This is a genomic window from Streptomyces sp. NPDC048650, assembly GCF_043199095.1.
GTDB lineage: Bacteria > Actinomycetota > Actinomycetes > Streptomycetales > Streptomycetaceae > Streptomyces.
Genome location: NZ_JBICVM010000001.1, coordinates 586,417 through 605,042, shown reverse-complemented (window position 1 = coordinate 605,042; position 18,626 = coordinate 586,417). Strand labels below are relative to the sequence as shown.

General features: G+C 69.4%; 15 protein-coding genes and 1 pseudogene. 14 read left to right on the top strand and 2 right to left on the bottom strand.

The annotated features are described in order from the left end of the window. Positions 1 to 353 precede the first annotated feature (353 nt). From ACGFML_RS02790 to ACGFML_RS02780, 3 genes and pseudogenes are all read left to right on the top strand, one after another. Positions 354 to 698, top strand: a pseudogene (locus ACGFML_RS02790) (DUF6879 family protein); the annotation flags it as partial. 16 nt (positions 699 to 714) lie between these two features. Then, positions 715 to 1,503, top strand: coding sequence for a helix-turn-helix domain-containing protein (locus ACGFML_RS02785; protein ID WP_393540376.1), 789 nt, complete (start codon positions 715 to 717; stop codon positions 1,501 to 1,503). A 413-nt stretch (positions 1,504 to 1,916) separates the two neighbouring features. Further along, entirely contained in the window at positions 1,917 to 2,120 is a 204-nt protein-coding gene (locus tag ACGFML_RS02780) for a hypothetical protein (protein WP_393539237.1), read from the top strand. Between the two features lie 227 nt (positions 2,121 to 2,347). Here the strand turns inward: ACGFML_RS02780 and ACGFML_RS02775 are convergent, their stop codons facing one another. Then, the gene (locus ACGFML_RS02775) at positions 2,348 to 2,719 is read right to left on the bottom strand and encodes a hypothetical protein (RefSeq protein WP_393539235.1); all 372 of its coding nucleotides are present in this window, start codon (positions 2,717 to 2,719) and stop codon (positions 2,348 to 2,350) included. Positions 2,720 to 3,299: 580 nt separating this feature from the next. Here ACGFML_RS02775 and ACGFML_RS02770 point away from each other — a divergent pair. From ACGFML_RS02770 to ACGFML_RS02740, 7 genes are all read left to right on the top strand, one after another. Then, positions 3,300 to 3,548, top strand: a complete 249-nt coding sequence (locus tag ACGFML_RS02770) for a hypothetical protein (RefSeq protein ID WP_393539233.1) — start codon at positions 3,300 to 3,302, stop codon at positions 3,546 to 3,548. A gap of 124 nt (positions 3,549 to 3,672) precedes the next feature. Continuing rightward, positions 3,673 to 3,978, top strand: coding sequence for a hypothetical protein (locus ACGFML_RS02765; RefSeq protein ID WP_393539230.1), 306 nt, complete (start codon positions 3,673 to 3,675; stop codon positions 3,976 to 3,978). Between the two features lie 131 nt (positions 3,979 to 4,109). Next, the gene (locus tag ACGFML_RS02760) at positions 4,110 to 5,522 is read left to right on the top strand and encodes a class II fumarate hydratase (RefSeq protein WP_393539227.1); all 1,413 of its coding nucleotides are present in this window, start codon (positions 4,110 to 4,112) and stop codon (positions 5,520 to 5,522) included. Positions 5,523 to 5,669: 147 nt separating this feature from the next. Continuing rightward, positions 5,670 to 6,374 carry a DUF402 domain-containing protein gene (locus ACGFML_RS02755; RefSeq protein WP_393539225.1) on the top strand — a complete coding sequence of 235 codons (705 nt, stop codon included), beginning with the start codon at positions 5,670 to 5,672 and terminating at the stop codon, positions 6,372 to 6,374. Positions 6,375 to 6,584: 210 nt separating this feature from the next. After that, positions 6,585 to 7,268 (top strand): class I SAM-dependent DNA methyltransferase, encoded by a 684-nt coding sequence (locus tag ACGFML_RS02750; protein WP_393539223.1) that lies wholly within the window; start codon positions 6,585 to 6,587, stop codon positions 7,266 to 7,268. A 63-nt stretch (positions 7,269 to 7,331) separates the two neighbouring features. After that, complete coding sequence (locus ACGFML_RS02745) at positions 7,332 to 9,857, top strand: SpoIIE family protein phosphatase (RefSeq protein WP_393539221.1); 2,526 nt, start codon at positions 7,332 to 7,334, stop codon at positions 9,855 to 9,857. A 171-nt stretch (positions 9,858 to 10,028) separates the two neighbouring features. Continuing rightward, positions 10,029 to 11,492 carry a catalase gene (locus ACGFML_RS02740; protein WP_393539219.1) on the top strand — a complete coding sequence of 488 codons (1,464 nt, stop codon included), beginning with the start codon at positions 10,029 to 10,031 and terminating at the stop codon, positions 11,490 to 11,492. A gap of 84 nt (positions 11,493 to 11,576) precedes the next feature. On the opposite strand, the gene ACGFML_RS02735 is transcribed toward ACGFML_RS02740, so the two are convergent. After that, positions 11,577 to 13,874, bottom strand: coding sequence for a transglycosylase domain-containing protein (locus tag ACGFML_RS02735; protein ID WP_393539217.1), 2,298 nt, complete (start codon positions 13,872 to 13,874; stop codon positions 11,577 to 11,579). 260 nt (positions 13,875 to 14,134) lie between these two features. On the opposite strand from ACGFML_RS02735, the gene ACGFML_RS02730 reads away from it, so the two are divergent. The 4 genes from ACGFML_RS02730 to ACGFML_RS02715 all read left to right on the top strand — a co-directional run bounded on the left by ACGFML_RS02730 (position 14,135) and on the right by ACGFML_RS02715 (position 18,588). Beyond that, the gene (locus ACGFML_RS02730; protein WP_393539215.1) at positions 14,135 to 15,103 is read left to right on the top strand and encodes an SPFH domain-containing protein; all 969 of its coding nucleotides are present in this window, start codon (positions 14,135 to 14,137) and stop codon (positions 15,101 to 15,103) included. Then, entirely contained in the window at positions 15,100 to 15,405 is a 306-nt protein-coding gene (locus tag ACGFML_RS02725) for a hypothetical protein (protein WP_393539213.1), read from the top strand. The genes ACGFML_RS02730 and ACGFML_RS02725 overlap by 4 nt, the downstream gene beginning before the upstream one ends. 103 nt (positions 15,406 to 15,508) lie before the next feature. Further along, complete coding sequence (locus tag ACGFML_RS02720; protein ID WP_393539211.1) at positions 15,509 to 16,195, top strand: ABC transporter ATP-binding protein; 687 nt, start codon at positions 15,509 to 15,511, stop codon at positions 16,193 to 16,195. After that, complete coding sequence (locus ACGFML_RS02715) at positions 16,192 to 18,588, top strand: FtsX-like permease family protein (protein ID WP_393539209.1); 2,397 nt, start codon at positions 16,192 to 16,194, stop codon at positions 18,586 to 18,588. The genes ACGFML_RS02720 and ACGFML_RS02715 overlap by 4 nt, the downstream gene beginning before the upstream one ends. Positions 18,589 to 18,626 lie beyond the last annotated feature (38 nt).

The window sequence follows — 18,626 nt, the reverse complement described above, 5'->3', positions numbered from 1 at the left end:
AGCACGGCCCAGGACGGCCCCACGCAGGCTCGCCCGGCCCAGGCATGGACCTGGGAATACCCGACTTCGCGAATATTCGAGCCGCCGCATAGACGGCCGTGTCGTCCCCTCGTACCGTCATGACCACTAGGCCCCAACAGGGGTCAACCACAAGGGGGTTTCGGCATGGCGCGCGAGGACTGACCCGACTGACCGGCAACGGAAACGGCACCTGTGGCAAGGACGACTGCCCAAACGTCTATCGCACCGCCGACGGCTCATTCGTCGTACAGGGCGACGTTTCCCAGGCGTTCACGCCGCCCGAGGGCGAAGGCTTGTGATGATCCCCGAGAGCGTGCTGAGGGAGGCCGTTCGTGTTCTTGGCTGGTGAGGCGTGGGCGTCACGCTTCGAGGGCTTTCAGCGGGAAGCGTGGAGGCTTGAGACCCTGCCTCAATACCTCATGCCGCAGGAAGAAGAAGAGTTCCAAGCGTTCAAAGCGGGGGCACGAATCGACCCTCACGCCGTATCGAATGAGTACACCGATCGGCTGCGCCGACAAGCCGATGAAGGGCGCACTCAGGGGCGCGTGCACATCGTGACGCGGCCACTATCGGACTACCTGCGATTCGAGTTCGCGCAGTACTACACGCCCCACGCGCTATCGGGTGAGCAGATCCGAATTCTCGACGTGACCGAGCGGGATAACCCGCTGGCCGGCAGACCTAGCGGAAGTCCTGAGAGGCCGGCGCAAGCGAGCCGGGAAAACCCAAACCTGGCTCGCTCGCCGCTGCAACATGTCTCAAACCAAGGTCAGCAACATCGAGAGCGGAAAGCTCACGCCCTCACTGGTCGACGTCGAACTGATCCTTCAAGCACTCGGGGCAGACAGCCCTGTCGCTTCCGAAATCTTGGCGATAGCAAGAACAGCCAACACGGAATGGCAGGATCACTGGTCCTCTCGCCGTAGGGGTTTGGATAAAAAACAGAACGAGCTGGCGACGCTCGAAGCGGTCTCGACAGAGTTCCGGTTCTTCCTGCTGTCGATGATTACCGTACTGCTGGCCACGCCTGAATATGTGCGTGCCAGCATTTCCGACGTTCCCGGCGACCAATCGAAGACCATTGCCAAGAAGCTTGAACGACAGCAGGTGCTTTACGACTCCTCGAAGTCGTTCATATTCATTCTCACCGAGCAGGCGGTGAGGTGGCCACTTCTCCCCCCAATGGCCATGGCCATGCAACTCGACAGACTTACATCCGTCTCTCGCATCCCGAATGTGCAGCTAGGCGTGATCCCTCTGGGTGGACACATCCCGGAAAGGCCGCTGAACACATTCACGGTCTACGACCGCCGGCTAGCCACTGTCGAAACAGGTACAGGGGCGTTGATTTTGCGCGACCACAGAGACATCACGGCGTATCTCAAGGACTTTGAGGCGTACGAGCGGCTCGCCGTCTTTGGCGATAGCTGTCGAGAACTCTTGGCTGAGTGGTCCGCGAACTTTACCCGACCTCGCAAATAAGACCTCTGACGATGCACGCTTCCCGGCATCATTGCTTGCCACCGAGCAGCCGGACCGGGGAGGCCAATAGCGATGAGCGACAACACGATGATGACACCGCCTGTCCATCTGTCGCTCCCTCCCAGCACTCCGAAGCCAACCGAAGGATGCGGGGTTTGTGCCGCGCTGGCCAAGAAGCGCGCAGAGGCCGAGGCTAGTGGGAACTTTCAGCAGCGGCGGATTGCCACGTCGAGTTGCGAAATTGCCCGCACCGGAGGTCCACCGACCGGAAAACGCATGACCGCCGCCACCAAGGCGCCTCAAAAGCGAGCGGGCAAACCCATTCGACGCAGGAGCGCCCCGCAGGCTGCGGACATGCCGCAGGCCGCCCCTGCGACCTACTGCGGTGTTTGCATCGGTCACCTTCGGATTTGGTGCCCCGACTGCTGCGGATTCGAAGGCTGCACTACATGCCGCTTCACATTCAAGGTGCCGTGCCCGCACCGCGCGGGCGGAACATTGGAGCCGATCAGGTGGTAAAGCGGTTCCTTGGCCGCATTGCGTGGCCATCGTTCGTGCTGATCGTGACCGGCTTGTGCGGCCTGATCATCACCCTTGCCGCGACCGGCAAGTTATGAGCTCCCGTCTCCCGCGCAACCGCGCGGCAGTGGCGGGCAACACCCCATCAATGGGAAGGGGAACCACCGCATGACCGTCATGGTCGAAGCTCATAGCGGTACCACATACCGCGACCCTCGGGCGCTGCTGAACGCGGTCCGCCCGCACGTCAAGGAGTGCACGTACAACGTGCTGGAGAGCCCCGGATCGGACAGGCTCGACCTGTGGGACCGCGAGATCGCACTTCTCACCCCTCGGCCGCGTAGTCCGCTCCGGTAGAGGAGACAAGCTGCGGAACTGAGAAAGTGGCCGAGGCGAACGGAATGATGCTGCCTTCGGGCAGACCGCGAAGGAAGGTCGAATTCGCCTTCAGCGCGTCGATGTACTTCCCGGAAACCTCGGTCGGCACCGTGTAGCCACCTTCAGAGGCCACACCACCCGAAATTGCACGGTACTCGCTGAGAGAGGGCATCAGGGAACGCCATTCCTGAGCCTCATCGGGGGCAGGAAGGGTGCCGGGAGTCAGAAACCCGCCGTGCCTCTGAGCGAGCGAACGAACCTCGTTCTCTCGGTCGAGCCGGGCCCGCTCCTCGACCGAGTCAAAGGCGCGCAAATCCATGTGCTTCAGGGTCTCGGCAATGGCCGTGCGAGTGCGAGTCGCAGTAGCGTCGAGGACGCCCAGGGCCGTACGTCACGCTGAATTCCTTGCAGCAAGCCCAGCACCGAAGCGTGATCGCTTCAGCCATGGCCTGAGTTTCCTTCCTCGGTGGACGGTGGTGTTGCCCCGGAAGGAGACAAGTGGCCTCACGGCCTTTGGAGTCAAACCGTGTGACCACCGGCCTCGACAACACCACCCGTCGCCGCTCTGCGATTCCTCCCCGCAAGGAATCGCAGCTTCCTTGGTTCATCCTCCAAAGACCTGTTATTCGCGCGATTCGCGCGCCGTAATTGAAGTGATCGCGGTCACACCCATGGCGCGGAGGCGAGGAATATCGGACCTACGACTTCGGGCAAACCCCCGCGCGCGCACGCGAAGGGAAGGCGGCGGGTGCGGAGAAGGGCCCCAGATCCTTTCGACCTCCCCCTCCCTGTCCGGTAGGACCCGGCGCCGACGTTCACGAGCATTCCGGTGCGTCAGGGCTCGTAACCGCCCGCGCATCACGATGCGGCTCCCCCTTCCGGCCTGGAGCCGCATCCGCGTGGGCCGGGGAGCCGCCCGGCGCCGCCCGGACGTCCTCGCCGAACTGCCGGGCCGGCGCGAGGCGTTGGAGCGGCAGCGGGGCCGGGCCGCGGAGCGGGCGCGCCCGCTGCCGCGCGAGATGACGGTGCGGTTCGCCGCTGCCCGTCCGGGCCACCCTGGGGTGCACCCGGTGCCCTGGCCCACGGCGTCACCGCGCCCGCCGCCGTACGCCTCTGCACCCCTACGCCCCTACGCCCCTACGCCGTAGCGAAATGCCGCAGACTCCCGGACACCCCCCTCCATGATCGCTAAACTGTTCGAGTGGCACCGGACCAGTGTCACGCAGGCACAGTTCACAGCACATTCATGGGGGAATACGAAGCATGCGCACAATGACCCGTTCACTCGCCGCGGCGGTCACGACCGTGGCGTTCGCCGGTATCACCTTCGCCGGCGTCGCTCCGGCCGGTGCCGCCCCGGTCGGCGCCAAGGCTTCGGCCGCCGCCAATTGCGACAAGTACCTGGACAAGGTGCGCCAGCACAAGCTCGCGGCCGAGAAGTACCACCGGCTCGCCGCCGTGGAAGCGGACAAGGCCCACCCGAACAAGGACAAGGTGCGCCAGTACGAGGCGAAGTGGCGCGACGAGCTGTACGCGGCCAACGCGTACGAGACGGAGTACTACAAGTGCACGCACTGATGTCGCGCCGCTGCCGCTGAGCGGTGGACGCGGGGCCCGGTTCCGCGGAGCCGGGCCCTTCGCGTGCGCCGCGCGAGGGGCCGGTGTCCGTATCCGGGAACAGAACGGCGGTCCCGGGTACTGAAACAGGTATGAGCGAGAACAGCGCAAACGGCGAGCCCGGCGACTTCCGCATCGAGCACGACTCCATGGGCGAGGTGCGGGTGCCCGCGCACGCGAAGTGGCGGGCGCAGACGCAGCGGGCGGTGGAGAACTTCCCGATCTCGGGGCAGCGGCTGGAGCGGGCCCACATCGAGGCGCTGGCGCGCATCAAGGCCGCGGCGGCGAAGGTGAACGCGGAGCTGGGGGTGCTCGAGAAGGAGACGGCTGCGGCGATCGTCGAGGCCGCCGGGGAGGTGGCGGAGGGGCGTTGGGACGAGCACTTCCCCATCGACGTGTTCCAGACGGGGTCGGGGACGTCGTCCAACATGAACACCAACGAGGTCATCGCGACGCTGGCGAGCGAGCGGTTGGGGCGGCCGGTGCACCCGAACGACCACGTCAATGCCAGTCAGTCGTCGAACGACGTGTTTCCGTCGTCGATCCACATCGCGGCGACGGCGGCCGTCCTGCGCGATCTGATCCCGGCGCTGGAGCATCTGGCGGGTGCGCTGGAGCGCAAGGCGACGGACTTCGTCGATGTGGTGAAGTCGGGGCGGACGCATCTGATGGATGCGACGCCGGTGACGCTGGGTCAGGAGTTCGGGGGGTATGCCGCGCAGGTCCGTTACGGCGTGGAGCGGCTGCGGGCGTCGTTGCCGCGGCTGGCGGAGTTGCCGCTCGGCGGGACGGCGGTGGGGACGGGGATCAATACGCCGCCGGGGTTCCCGGCTTCGGTGATCGCAGAGGTGGCGCTGGCCACGGGGCTGCCGCTGACGGAGGCCCGTGATCACTTCGAGGCGCAGGGGGCGCGGGACGGCATTGTCGAGATCAGCGGTCAACTGCGCACCATCGGGGTCGGGCTGACGAAGATCGCCAATGATCTGCGGTGGATGGCGTCGGGTCCGCGGACGGGGCTGGCGGAGATCACGCTGCCGGATCTTCAGCCGGGTTCGTCGATCATGCCGGGGAAGGTCAATCCGGTGATTCCGGAGGCCGTTTTGATGGTGGCGGCGCAGGTCACCGGTAATGATGCGACGGTGGCTGCGGCGGGGGCGGCCGGTAATTTCGAGCTGAACGTGATGCTTCCGGTGATCGCTCGGAACGTCCTGGAGTCGGTGCGGCTGCTGGCGAACGTGTCGCGGCTGCTGGCGGACCGGACGGTGGACGGGATCGAGGCGAATGCGGAGCGGGCGCGGGAGTATGCGGAGTCGTCGCCGTCCGTGGTCACGCCGTTGAACAAGTACCTCGGCTACGAGGAGGCGGCGAAGGTGGCGAAGGCGTCGCTGGCGGAGCGGAAGACGATTCGGCAGGTGGTCATCGAGGGGGGCTATGTCGAGCGGGGGCTGTTGAGCGAGGAGCAGTTGGACCGTGCGCTGGATGTGCTGCGGATGACCCGTCCGTGACGGTGAGCTGTGGGTGGGGGTGTCCGTGAGGGTGTGTGACGCGGGTGTGTGACGCGGGTGTGCCGAGGGCGTGTCGTGCGGCTGGTCGTCACGTGCGGTGCGGCTCGGGTCACGGCGCGCGTAACTCCGTGGTCCTAAGCTCTGGTCATGACAGCGGACATGGTGGAGACGACGGAAGGCGAGTCCACTCGCGACGTGGGGCCGGCGCGGTGGGAGCCTGGGGAGCAGATCCTGTGGCGCTATCGGGACAACGCCGATGGCCGCCGGATCCACATCGCCCGTCCGGTGACTGTTGTCCAGGACTCCGACGAGCTGCTTGCGGTGTGGCTGGCGCCCGGCACGCCGTGCGTCAAGCCGGTGCTCGCCGACGGGACGCCGGTGCATCGGGAGCCGCTGGCCACCCGCTACACCTCGGCTCGCCGTACCGCCTTCGACCAGTGGTTCGGCACGGGGGTGCTGAAGCTGGCGCGGCCGGGTGATCCCTGGTCGGTGTGGCTGTTCTGGGAGCAGGGCTGGCTGTTCAAGAACTGGTACGTCAATTTGGAGGAACCGCGTCGCCGTTGGGCGGGTGGTATTGACTCGTTGGATCATTTCCTCGACATCTGCGTCTATCCGGACCGGCACTGGGAGTGGCGGGACGAGGACGAGTTCGCACAGGCGCAGCGGGACGGGCTGATGAGCTCTGCGCAGGCGTCCGAGGTCAGGTCGGCGGGGCGGGCCGCGGTGGCCCAGATCGGGGCGTGGGGCAGGCCGTTCGCCGATGGCTGGGAGAATTGGCGGCCTGATCCGGGGTGGGAGGTTCCCGGGCTTCCGGAGAACTGGGGCCATCCGTCGGGCCGTTTGCGGTCGTGAGTGCGTAAGGGGAAGTGGGGCGAGTAACCGGGCGAACCGTGGAAAGACGCGCCTATGGGCACGGGCTTTTCTCGCGGGCCGAGAAGCCTGACCGAGCCCCCTTGCTGTGGCGGGGGTCTTCAACCGTAGGATCGTCCTCCGCAAGGCTGCACAGGCGCAACTCCAGAACGGGAAAACGAACTTGACCGCGGTCGCAGGAGGGGCAAGGTCGTGAGCGCGAGAAGCTACGACGAATACGAGGGCCTGAACCGGTTAGCACTGGATCGGGCCGGCCAGGCCGAGGCGTTCGATGCGGTCGGTGACCGGTACGACGTCGCCTTTCCGCACAAGGAGGGCCAGCTCGCGTCGGGGGCGTGGCTGGCCGATGCGCTGCCGGCAGGTTCGCGTGTCCTGGATGTGGGGTGCGGTACGGGTCTGCCGACCGCCCGTCAGTTGTCGGACGCGGGGCACCGCGTGGTGGGTGTCGACCTCTCCCCCTCGATGATCAAACTGGCTCGGGACAACGTCCCGGGCGCGGAATTCCACCGGCTGGACATCGCCGATCTGCGCGGCGGCCGGCTCGGCGGCACCGGTTCCTTCGACGGAATTGCCGCCTTTTTCTCGCTTCTGATGCTGCCGCGTGCGGAAATCCCTTACGCGCTGGCCATGCTGCATGATCTCCTACGACCTGACGGGGTGTTGGCTCTGTCGATGGTCGAAGCGGATGTGGACGACTTCACGATTCCGTTCCTGGGCACCTCGGTCCGGGTATCGGGATACCTGCGGGACGACCTGCGCCGGGTCGTGCGCGACGCGGGTTTCGAGGTCACCGGGGAGGACTCGTATGCGTATGCCCCGGCGAGTACGGACGTACCACCCGAAATCCAGCTCTTTCTGCACCTGCAACGCGTCTGACACGCCCGATATGCGGCGGGTCGGATATCAGGTATGCAGCCCCGGACGGATGGAATCCCACGCGTGACGGAGCACCCCACCTCCTACGAATCGCGGCGGTCGGCCTCGACCGCCGCGCCCTCGGCGTCCCCTTTCCGGGGGGCGGCCGGGACGGCGCCGCTCGGCGCGGTTCCCGATCCCCGCAGCGCCCCGCAGCCGCCTGCCGCGACCGGGTTCGCGCCGGTTCCCGGCACGGGCTTCGCGGTGCGCGGCGGTGACGACATCGGCATGAACATCGGCATGAACAGCGGTACGGGCGCCGGCCTGGAGGCCGGCATGGGTGGTGATGGCGTGCGCGATGGTGCTCGGGACGAGCCGGCGGCGGATCACGGCGCGGCGGAGCGGGACGCGGCGGGTGAGGCGGCGCGTGATGCCGCGGAGCACACGGCCGGGCAGCCGGCCGGTCATCAGGTGAGTGACCACGCTGCCGGTCACGCCGCGGCGTGGGGCGCGGCGGGTTCGTACGGGGATCCGTCCGCCGATGCGTACCCGGATGCGTACAGGGAGGTGGCGATGCCCGTGGCCGGGCGGCCGGCCGGGGTGCCGGAGGAGCGAACGGCGGCCCGAGCGGTGCAGGGGGCGGGGCAGGGCGCGGTGGGCCGTGCGGGGTCGCCGGAGCCGGGTGAGGAGCCGCGTACGGGCCAGGAGCCGCGTGGCGGCGAGGGGATCGGGCGGCAGCGTGAGGGCGGCTTCGCCGGGGAGGCGACGCGTCCGGTGGCCGGGGAGGCCGCCGGGGTGCGGGTGCCGCCGCCGGCGGGCCCGCCGGCGGCTCCTCCGGTGCGCTCGGCGCATCCGGGTGAGAGCGGTGAGGTGGCGGCGGCCCGGCAGGCGGGCGGTGACCGGCTGCGGTTCATCGGGGCGGCGACGCGGCGGATCGCGCGGGGTATAGACCTCGACGAGATCGTGCTGGGGCTGTGTCGGGCGACGGTGCCGACGTTCGCCGACGCGATCCTGGTGTATCTGCGCGATCCGCTGCCGGTGGGTGACGAGCGGCCGACGGGTCCGGTGGTGCTGCGGCTGCGGCGTACGGACCGGATCCCGGAGGAGCCGGACACGAACGGCACGCGGCTGCCGATGCTGCCCGCCCAGCCCGATCTGGGGCCCGCGATGGGCGGTAGTGCGGCGGAGCTCGCCGAGGTGCGGGCGGGTGGTCCGCTGGCGGAGGTCCTGCGGGGTGTGCGGCCGCTGTTCGGCGAGGCGCAGGCGGCGCGTACGGCGTTGCCGGAGCTGCTGGGGCCGGAGACCCGGCTGCCCAGTGGTCACCGGGTGGTTCTGGCGCCACTGCGGGGGCGCCGGCGGGTGATCGGGGCGGCGGTGTTCCTGCGCCGTCCGGACCGTCCGGCGTTCGAGCCGGACGATCTGCTGGTGGCGGCGCAGTTGGCGACGCACACGGCGCTGGGTGTGGACAAGGCGGTGCTGTACGGGCGGGAGGCGTACATCGCGGACGCGCTGCAGCGGACGATGCTGCCGGATTCGCTGCCGCAGCCGACCGGGGTGCGTCTGGCCAGCCGGTATCTGCCGGCCGCGGAGACGGCGCGGGTGGGCGGTGACTGGTACGACGCGATCCCGCTGCCGGGCAGCCGGGTGGCGTTGGTGGTGGGCGATGTCATGGGGCATTCGATGACCTCGGCCGCGATCATGGGGCAGCTGCGGACGACGGCGCAGACGCTGGCCGGGCTCGATCTGCCGCCGCAGGAGGTGCTGCACCATCTCGACGAGCAGGCGCAGCGGCTGGGCTCGGACCGGATGGCGACGTGCCTGTACGCGGTCTACGACCCGGTGGCGCACCGGATCATCATCGCGAACGCGGGGCATCCGCCGCCGGTGATGCTGCACCGCGGTGGGCGCGCGGAGGTGCTGCGGGTGCCGCCGGGTGCGCCGATCGGTGTGGGCGGGGTGGATTTCGAGGCGGTGGAGCTGGATGCGCCGGCGGGTGCGACGTTGGTGCTGTACACCGACGGTCTGGTGGAGTCGCGGATCCGGGACGTGTGGACGGGCATCGAGCAGCTGCGGGAGCGGCTGACGGAGACGGCCCGGCTGACGGGGCCCAATCCGCCGCCGCTGGAGCCGCTGTGCGACGAGGTCCTGGACATGCTGGGGCCCGGTGATCGCGATGACGACATCGCGCTGCTGGCCGCCCGGTTCGACGGCATAGCGCCGAGCGATGTGGCGTACTGGTATCTGGATCCCAAGGCGCAGACGGCGGGGCAGGCGCGCCGGCTGGCGCGCCGGGCGTTGGCGCGGTGGGGGCTGGATGAGCTGACCGATCAGGTGGAGTTGCTGGTCAGCGAGGTGGTCACCAATGCGGTGCGGTATGCGGAGCGGCCGATCACGCTGCGGCTGCTGCGGACCGATGTGCTGCGCTGCGAGGTGGGTGACGATGTTCCGCAGCTGCCGCGGCTGCGGCAGGCCCGGCCGTCCGACGAGGGTGGGCGGGGGCTGTATCTGGTCAACCGGATGGCCCGTCGCTGGGGCGCGACGCGGCTGAGTATGGGCAAGGTGGTCTGGTTCGAGCTGTCGATGCCGCCGGGTGCGGGGGCGCGCGGCTGAGCCGGAAGGCCGTACGGCCATTTGTCCCACATATTGGACCCCGTCTGAGACCGGACGGGGTCCAACTCTTGCCGACAGGTCGTCGGTGGGCGTTGACTGCTGGGGTGGACAAAAGGGACTGACTGGCCCCCACCACCCCCGCCCCAGTCGTCGAACGGGAGGCATTCCTCCATGACCACCTCCGCGCAGAACGTCCCGCGCACCACGAACAACGCCGGCATTCCGGTGGAGAGCGACGAGCACTCACTGACCGTGGGCGCCGACGGCCCCATCCTGCTCCAGGATCACTACCTCATCGAGAAGATGGCCCAGTTCAACCGCGAACGGGTTCCCGAGCGGGTGGTGCACGCCAAGGGCAGCGGCGCGTACGGCATCTTCAAGGTCACCAACGACGTCAGTCAGTTCACCAAGGCTGATCTCTTCCAGCCCGGCAGGACGACCGAGATGCTGGCCCGCTTCTCGACGGTCGCCGGCGAGCAGGGCTCCCCCGACACCTGGCGCGACCCGCGTGGCTTCGCCCTCAAGTTCTATACCGAGCACGGCAATTACGACCTGGTGGGCAACAACACGCCGGTCTTCTTCGTCCGTGACACGATCAAGTTCCAGGACTTCATCCGCTCGCAGAAGCGCCGCCCGGACAGCGGGCTGCGCGACAACGACATGCAGTGGGACTTCTGGACGCTGTCGCCGGAGTCGGCCCACCAGGTCACGTGGCTGATGGGCGACCGCGGCATCCCCAAGAGCTACCGCCATATGAACGGCTACGGCTCGCACACCTACATGTGGATCAACGCCGGCGGCGAGAAGTTCTGGATCAAGTACCACTTCAAGACCGACCAGGGCGTCGACTTCCTCACCCAGGAGGACGCCGACCGGATCGCGGGCGAGGACGGTGACTTCCACCGCCGCGATCTGTTCGATGCCATCGACGGCGGCAACGCTCCGTCCTGGACGCTGTATGTGCAGGTCATGCCGTTCGCGGACGCCCCGGACTACCGCTTCAACCCGTTCGATCTGACCAAGGTGTGGCCGCACGGCGACTATCCGCTGATCGAGGTCGGGCGGATGACGCTGAACAAGAACCCGGAAGACTTCTTCATCCACATCGAGCAGGCGGCGTTCGAGCCGTCCAACCTGGTGCCGGGTATCGGCCCGTCGCCGGACAAGATGCTGCTGGGCCGACTGTTCTCCTACCCGGACACCCACCGGTACCGCATCGGCCCGAACTACCTGCAGCTGCCGCCCAACCGGCCGCATGTGCCGGTCCATTCGTACGCGAAGGACGGGCCGATGCGCTTCGAGCCGTCGCGGGTCGCCCGGCCGTACGCCCCGAACTCCTACGGCGGGCCGGCGGCGGACACCGTGGCGTACGGCGAGCCCGCGGGCTGGGAGACCAGCGGCGAGATGGTGCGGACGGCCTACACGCTGCGCCGCGAAGACGACGACTGGGGCCAGCCGGGCACGATGGTCCGCGAGGTGCTCGACGACGCGGCCCGCGACCGGCTGGTCGGCAACGTCTCCGGCCATCTGCTGAACGGCGTCAGCCGTCCGGTGCTGGACCGGGCGCTGCAGTACTGGCGCAACATCGACAAGAACGTGGGCGACCGGATCGCCAAGAAGGTCAACGGCGGCTGAGGCCCGCCCCCGCGTGAGACGGCACGGCGCCCGGAGCGGTGATGCTCCGGGCGCCGTGCCGTGCCGTGTGTGCCGGCCCTCGGGTCAGTTGAAGCCGGTCAGGCCGTCGCTGTCGTTGGGGCTGGTGCCGCCCGGTCCGCCGTCGTTCCCGCCGGTACCGCCTCCGCCGGGCCCTCCGGGGCCGCCGGTGGTGCCGCCGTCGGGAAGGCCGGTGTCGGTCGGGGTCGGATCGGTGGGCCTGCCCGTCGGGCGGCCGCTGTCCGTCGGGGACCCGGTCGGCGTCGGGGTCTGCGAGGGCGTCTGGCTCGGTGTGTCGGACGGTGTGGGGGTCGACGAGGGGGTGTCGCTCGGCGTCGGCGTGGGGGTCGGGGCCACCCCGGCGCCGAGGTCCGTGTCCAGCTGGAACTCGGATCCGGTGTGGCCGCCCAGCGCCGCCTGGGTGTAGTCCGCCCACACCCGCGCCGGATAGCCGCCGCCGTTGACCCGGCCACCGCCGCCGGTCCCCTTCAGGGTGACCTGGGTGCCACCCTTCTCGGTGTCCTCGCCGAACATGCCGACCGCGGTGACCAGGTCGGGCGTGTAGCCCACGAACCAGGCCGACTTGTTGTCGTCGGAGGTGCCGGTCTTGCCCGCCGCGTCATAAGCGGTGTTCTTCACGGCCTCCGAGGCGGTGCCGTCGTTGACCACGCCGGTCAGGACGGAGGTGAGGGTGTCGGCGGTCTTCGGGGTGAGGACCTGCTCGCCGATCGGGTTGCGCAGCCGGGTCGTCTGCTCGCCGTGCGTGGCCTTGGTGACCAGGGTCGGAGTGACCTTCTTGCCGTGGTTGTCGAAGGTGGCGTACGCCCCGGCCATCTCGAGGGGGCTGGCGCCCATGGTCCCCAGCGTCATGGCGGGCTGGACGTCCATCTTCTTGCCGTTGAGGCCGAGCTCGACCGCGGTCTTCTTGACGTTCTCCAGTCCGACGTCGGCGCCCATCTGCGCGAAGACGGAGTTGACGGAGTTGTTCGTCGCCGTCTGGACGTCGATGTTGCCGTAGGTGTGCTCGTCCTCGTTGGGCGGCGCGAAGGGGGAGGTGCCGCCGACGACCGGGCGGCGGTTGTGGCCGTCGTAGATCGTGTTCGGGGTGATCTGCACGCCGTCCTGGGTGGTCTTGCCGTTCTCCATCGCGGAGGCCAGGATCAGCGGCTTGAACGTCGAGGCGGGCTGGTAGTCCTCGCGCGTCGCGTTGTTCAGGCAGTGCTCGGGACAGCCCGCGCCGCCGTACATCGCGACGATGTGGCCGGTCTCGGGATCGACCGAGGTCGCGCCGAGTTGGGCGTGCGCGTCGACCTTGCGCTTCTTGGGGTCGAGGTCCGCGGTGAGCTTGCGCTTGACGGACTTCTCCAGCTCCTGCTGCTTCTTGCGGTCGATGCCGAGGGTGACGGTCCAGCCGCCGGCCTCGAACTGCTTCTCGTCGACGCCCTGGGCGAAGAGTTCCCGCTTGGCCTCGGCGATGAGATAGGCCTTCTGGCCGCTCACACCGGGCGTCGACTTGGGGGGCTTGGGGGGCTGGAACTTCTGCTTGGCCCGGTCCTGCGGCGAGAGCCAGTGCATCTCGACCATGTTGTTCAGGGTGTAGGCCCAGCGCTGCTTGACCAGCTTCTGGCCGGTGTCGGTCGCGATGGCCCAGTCGTACTGGCTCGGCGCCTGGAGCAGCGAGGCGAGGTAGGCGCCCTGCGAGACGGTGAGCTTTTCCGAGTCCACGCCGTAGTAGGCCTGGGCGGCGGCCTGGATGCCGGAGGCGCCGCGGCCGTAGTAGGCGGTGTTGATGTAGCCCGCGAGGATGTCGTTCTTGGTGAGCTTGTTGTCCACCTTGAGCGAGATCACGATTTCCTGGAGCTTGCGGCTGACCGTCTGCTCGGAGCTCAGGTAGTAGTTCTTCACGTACTGCTGGGTGATCGTCGAGCCGCCCTGCTTGCCGTGGCCCATCAGGGTGTTGAGGATGCCGCGGGCGGTGCCCTTCAGGTCGACGCCGGAGTCCTTGTAGAACGTCTTGTTCTCGGCGGCGACGAAGGAGTGCTGGACCGCCTTGGGCACCTTGCTGAGCGGGACCACCTCGCGGTTGACCTTGCCGTCGCGGGCGAGGGTCTTGCCGTCGGCGTACTTGAAGACGTTGCTCTGCTGGCGGGCAGCGTCGTTCCCCTCGGCGGGGATGTCCACGTACAGGTAGAGGCCGACGAAGGCGAGCATGCCGAGCAGGCACGCCCCGAGGAAGGCCCCGAGGATCTTCTTCCAGGAGAAGATCCGGCGTATGAGGCTCTTGTCCTGTTTCGGCGTTCTCTGTTTCTGCTTGGCCCGGCGGGCGTTCCCCTGGCGCGCCCGCCTGTCATCCGCTCGGCCCATCGCTTCCGCAACTCCAGTCGTCCGCCCCCAGCTGATTCAGCTGTTGAAGCTAACACCGCATCTGTCAACACATAGTCATCAGTGAAGGCTTTTCCGGGCGTGACAAAGAGCACGGGGAGCGGGGGAACCGGGGAGGGGGTTTCGGGCATCGCCCTGGACCCGGGCAGGCCAGGACGATAAAGTGATATCACTTTGCTAGACCAGAGAAATCACCTGGTGCGGCGGACATCACGCGCCGTTCCGGAGAAACGGGGACCTCCATGTCCAATCAGACCGACCAGATGACCGCGGGGCCGGGAGCCGAGCCGGCCGTCGACACCCCGCAGATGCCCGAGCCCCAGGTCCGCGAGAGCACGGCGCACAGCATCCCGGGCGGCCTCGCCCTGCTGCTGACCGTGCTGGGGGTCGCCCTGGGCATCACCGCCATCAGCGTCGGCGGCGTGCTCAGCTCCGGCGACAACCGCTCGCTGACCGCGCCGTTCGCAATCGTCGGCGCCCTGCTGGTGGTGGGCTCCTTCTTCTGCATGACCGGCGTGAAGATGGTCGCGCCCGGCGAGGCCAGGGTCATCCAGCTCTTCGGGCGGTACGTGGGCACCATCCGCACCGACGGCCTGCGCTGGGTCAACCCCCTGACCTCCGCCCAGAAGATCTCCACCCGGGTGCGGAACCACGAGACGGCCGTACTGAAGGTCAACGACGCCTACGGCAACCCGATCGAGCTCGCCGCCATCGTCGTGTGGAAGGTCGAGGACACCGCGCAGGCGCTGTTCGAGGTGGACGACTTCCTGGAGTTCGTCGCCACCCAGACCGACGCCGCCGTCCGGCACATCGCGATCGAGTACCCCTACGACGCGCACGACGAGGCGGGCCTGTCGCTGCGCGGCAACGCCGAGGAGATCACCGAGAAGCTCGCCCTGGAACTGACCGCCCGGGTGGAGGCCGCCGGTGTGCGGATCATCGAGACCCGCTTCAGCCACCTCGCCTACGCCCCCGAGATCGCCTCCGCGATGCTCCAGCGGCAGCAGGCCGGTGCGGTCGTCGCCGCCCGCCAGCAGATCGTCGAGGGCGCGGTGGGGATGGTCGAGTCGGCGCTGGAACGGATCAACGAACAGGGCATCGTCGAGCTGGACGAGGAGCGCAAGGCGGCCATGGTGAGCAATCTGATGGTGGTGCTCTGCGGCGACCGTGCCGCCCAGCCCGTCCTGAACACGGGCTCGCTCTACCAGTGAGTGCCGGCACCGAGGGGGCCGGCGCCGAGGGCGAGCGGACCCCCGCGCGAGGGCCGCAGCAGCGCAAGCAGGTACTGCTGCGGCTCGACCCGCTGATCCACGACGCCCTCGCCCGCTGGGCGGGCGACGAACTGCGCAGCACCAATGCGCAGGTCGAGTTCCTGCTGCGCAAGGCGCTGGCGGACGCGGGGCGGCTGCCCCGAGGTGCGGGAGCCGTGCCGCGGCGGGGGCGGCCACCCAAAGGGGCCACACCACCACCCGAGGCGGGGCGGGAGGGCGACGGCCGGCCGACCGGCGGCTGAGCGGCCGAGCGGAGCGCTTCTATACATTGAGGGTATACAGCTGGCGTAGAGTGCGCGGCATGCCCACTGGACACCCCTTGCCCGCACCCCCCGGGGCCCCCGCATGACCCCGGCCGGTTCCCTGCTCGAAGCGAGCGCGCTGCACAAGGCGTACGGGGCCACACCCGCGCTGGAGGGCGCCGACTTCTCGGTCCGCTCCGGCGAGGTGGTGGCCGTGATGGGGCCCTCCGGCTCCGGCAAGTCGACGCTGCTGCACTGCCTCGCCGGGATCGTCGCCCCGGACTCCGGCACAGTGCGCTACGGCCCGCACGACCTGACCCGGCTCAACGACACCCGACGCAGCGCCCTGCGCCGCTCCGACTTCGGTTTCGTCTTCCAGTTCGGCCAACTCGTCCCCGAGCTGACAGCACTGGAGAACGTCGCACTGCCACTGCGCCTGAACGGCACCAGACGCAAGGACGCCGAAAAACAGGCACGGGAATGGCTGGAGCGACTGGAAGTGACCGAAGTGGCCGACAAACGACCCGGTGAGATCTCCGGCGGACAAGGCCAACGCACCGCCGTCGCCCGCGCCCTCGTCACCCGCCCCCGGGTCGTCTTCGCCGACGAACCCACCGGCGCCCTCGACTCCCTCAACGGCGAACGCGTCATGGCCCTACTGACCGACGCCGCCCGCGACACCAACGCCGCCGTCGTCCTGATCACCCACGAAGTACGCGTCGCCGCCTACTCCGACCGCGAGATCGTCGTCCGCGACGGCGTGGCTCGGGAAGCGGCGGCCGCGGTATGAGCGTTCTCGACGACGAGCGGGCCGCCGGGCAGCAGCGCGGGCCCGCCGCCGGCGGCGCCTCCTGGGCCCGCGACCTCGCCATGGGCGTCCGCTTCGCGGCGGGCGGCGGCCGGGAGGGCTGGGTCCGGACGATCCTGACGGCGGTCGGCGTCGGGCTGGGCGTGATGCTGCTGCTCGGCGCCGCGTCCGTCCCGCACATCATGGAGGGCCGGCAGCAGCGCTCGGACGCCCGGAACCCGATCGGCGTCGGGACGCACCCGCCCTCCGCCCACAGCCTGGTCCTCGCCCCCGTGGAGACCACGTTCCGCGGGGACCCCGTCAGGGGCGTGCTGCTGCGCGCCGACGGGCCCGGCTCGTCGGTGCCGCCCGGAGTCTCCGCGCTGCCGCGGCCGGGCGAGATGGTGGTCTCCCCCGCGCTGAGGGATCTGCTGGCCTCTCCGGAGGGAAGGCTGCTGCGTGAGCGGCTGCCTTTCAAGATCGCCGGAACCATCGGCGACCCCGGCCTGGTCGGGCCCGGTGAGCTGACGTACTACGCGGGCCACGCCTCCCTCACCGCGGGCGACAGCGCCTACCGCGCCACCGGCTTCGGGGCGTCGGGCACGGCCTCCGCCATGGGCCCCGAGCTCACCCTGCTGGTCATCGTGGCGTGTGTGGTCCTGCTGATGCCGGTGGCCGTCTTCATCGCGACCGCCGTACGGTTCGGCGGCGAACGGCGCGACCGGCGGCTGGCCGCGCTCCGCCTGGTCGGCGCCGATGTCCCGACGACCCGCCGGACGGCCGCCGGTGAGGCCCTGTTCGGCGCGGTGTGCGGGCTGTTGGTGGGCGGCGTGCTGTTCCTCGCCGTCCGTCAGCTGATCGGCGCGGTCACCCTCTGGGACGTCAACGCCTTCCCCTTCGACGTGACCCCCGACCCGGCCCTGGCGGCGCTGGTGGTTTCGGCCGTGCCGGTGGTGGCCGTGCTGGTCACGCTGTTCGCGCTGCGCGGGGTGGCCATCGAGCCGCTGGGCGTCGTACGGGGCGGGACGCACCGCCGGCGCCGGCTGTGGTGGCGGCTGCCGCTGCCCCTGGCAGGGGCGGCGCTGCTGTGGTTCTTCGGAAAGCCGCGGGCCGACGGTGCGGTGGTCCACACGGAGGTGATCGCGGGCGGTGCGGTGCTGTTCCTCGTCGGGATCACGGTGCTGCTGCCGTGGTTGGTCGAGGTGGTCGTGGGGCGGCTCCGGGGTGGTCCGGTGCCCTGGCAGCTGGCCACCCGGCGGCTTCGGCTGAGCAGCTCCGGGGCCGCCCGCGCGGTCAGCGGGGTCACGGTCGCGGTCACCGGGGCGATCGCCCTCCAGCTGTTCTTCGCCGCCGTTCAGAGCGACTTCATGAAGGTGACGGGGCAGGACGCCGACCGGGCCCAGTTGGAGGTCGCGCTGCCCGGCAAGGACATCGCGACGGCCCGGAAGATGATCGGGGAGTTCCGCGCGACGAGGGGCGTGCGCGGTGTGCTCGCCACCGTCCACGGCTCGGCCGGCCGGCCCGGGCCGCTGCGCGCGGGCGAGGACTTCGTGCCGAGCACCGAGGTGACCGTCGGCGACTGTGCCACGCTGCGCGAACTGGCGCACACCGGCGAGTGCCGGGACGGTGATGTCTTCATCGTCCGGGACGCCGGGCGCACGGTGGACGACGGGTATCTCGCGAAGACCGCGCGTCCGGGCGCCCGGGTGCTCCTCAACCGGGACGCGGCGACCGACCGGGCGCCCGCCCGTCCGCAGCTGTGGACGATCCCGAAGGCGTCCCGGGTGGTCCCCTCGCGCAGGGACCCGACGGGCCAGGAGGGCTTCGGCATCTTCGCCACCCCCGGCGCGCTGGACACCACGGCGCTGGCCGACCCCGTCGCCCGCGCCATGGTCAGGATCGACCCGGGGGTCCCCGACGCCGTGGAGTACGCGCGGAACACCGCGGCCCGGATCGATCCGGCGACCGATGTGCTCGCGCTGCAGAACCTCACCCGCGACAAGCAGTTCGCGAGCGTGCGCACCGGCCTGCTGGTCGCCTCCACGGCGACGTTGGCGCTGATCGCCGTGAGCATGCTGGTCTCCACGCTGGAGCAGCTGCGCGAGCGGCGGCGGTTGCTGTCGGTCCTGGTGGCGTTCGGGGCCAGGCGGCGCACGCTCGCCTGGTCGGTGCTGTGGCAGACCGCCGTACCGGTGGCGCTGGGGCTCTTCCTGTCGGTGACGGCCGGTGTCGGACTCGGCGTCGTCCTGCTGCGGATGGCCGGCAAGAGCGGCATCGCGTGGTCGGTGATCTGGCCGCCGGTCGCGGCCGGCGGCGTCCTGGTGGTGGCGGTCACCTTGCTGACGCTGCCGTCGCTGTGGCGGATGATGCGGCCGGACGGGCTGCGTACGGAGTGACCGGCACGGCGCGGGGCACGGCAGCCGCCGGGCCCCGC

What these genes read in the sequence shown, in the direction of transcription:
- ACGFML_RS02775 (WP_393539235.1), bottom strand. Translation starts at nt 2,719, where the DNA reads ATGGATTTGCGCGCCTTTGACTCGGTCGAGGAGCGGGCCCGGCTCGAC.
- ACGFML_RS02765 (WP_393539230.1), top strand. Translation starts at nt 3,673, where the DNA reads ATGACCCGTTCACTCGCCGCGGCGGTCACGACCGTGGCGTTCGCCGGT.
- ACGFML_RS02760 (WP_393539227.1), top strand. Translation starts at nt 4,110, where the DNA reads ATGAGCGAGAACAGCGCAAACGGCGAGCCCGGCGACTTCCGCATCGAG.
- ACGFML_RS02755 (WP_393539225.1), top strand. Translation starts at nt 5,670, where the DNA reads ATGACAGCGGACATGGTGGAGACGACGGAAGGCGAGTCCACTCGCGAC.
- ACGFML_RS02740 (WP_393539219.1), top strand. Translation starts at nt 10,029, where the DNA reads ATGACCACCTCCGCGCAGAACGTCCCGCGCACCACGAACAACGCCGGC.
- ACGFML_RS02735 (WP_393539217.1), bottom strand. Translation starts at nt 13,874, where the DNA reads ATGGGCCGAGCGGATGACAGGCGGGCGCGCCAGGGGAACGCCCGCCGG.
- ACGFML_RS02730 (WP_393539215.1), top strand. Translation starts at nt 14,135, where the DNA reads ATGTCCAATCAGACCGACCAGATGACCGCGGGGCCGGGAGCCGAGCCG.
- ACGFML_RS02720 (WP_393539211.1), top strand. Translation starts at nt 15,509, where the DNA reads ATGACCCCGGCCGGTTCCCTGCTCGAAGCGAGCGCGCTGCACAAGGCG.
- ACGFML_RS02715 (WP_393539209.1), top strand. Translation starts at nt 16,192, where the DNA reads ATGAGCGTTCTCGACGACGAGCGGGCCGCCGGGCAGCAGCGCGGGCCC.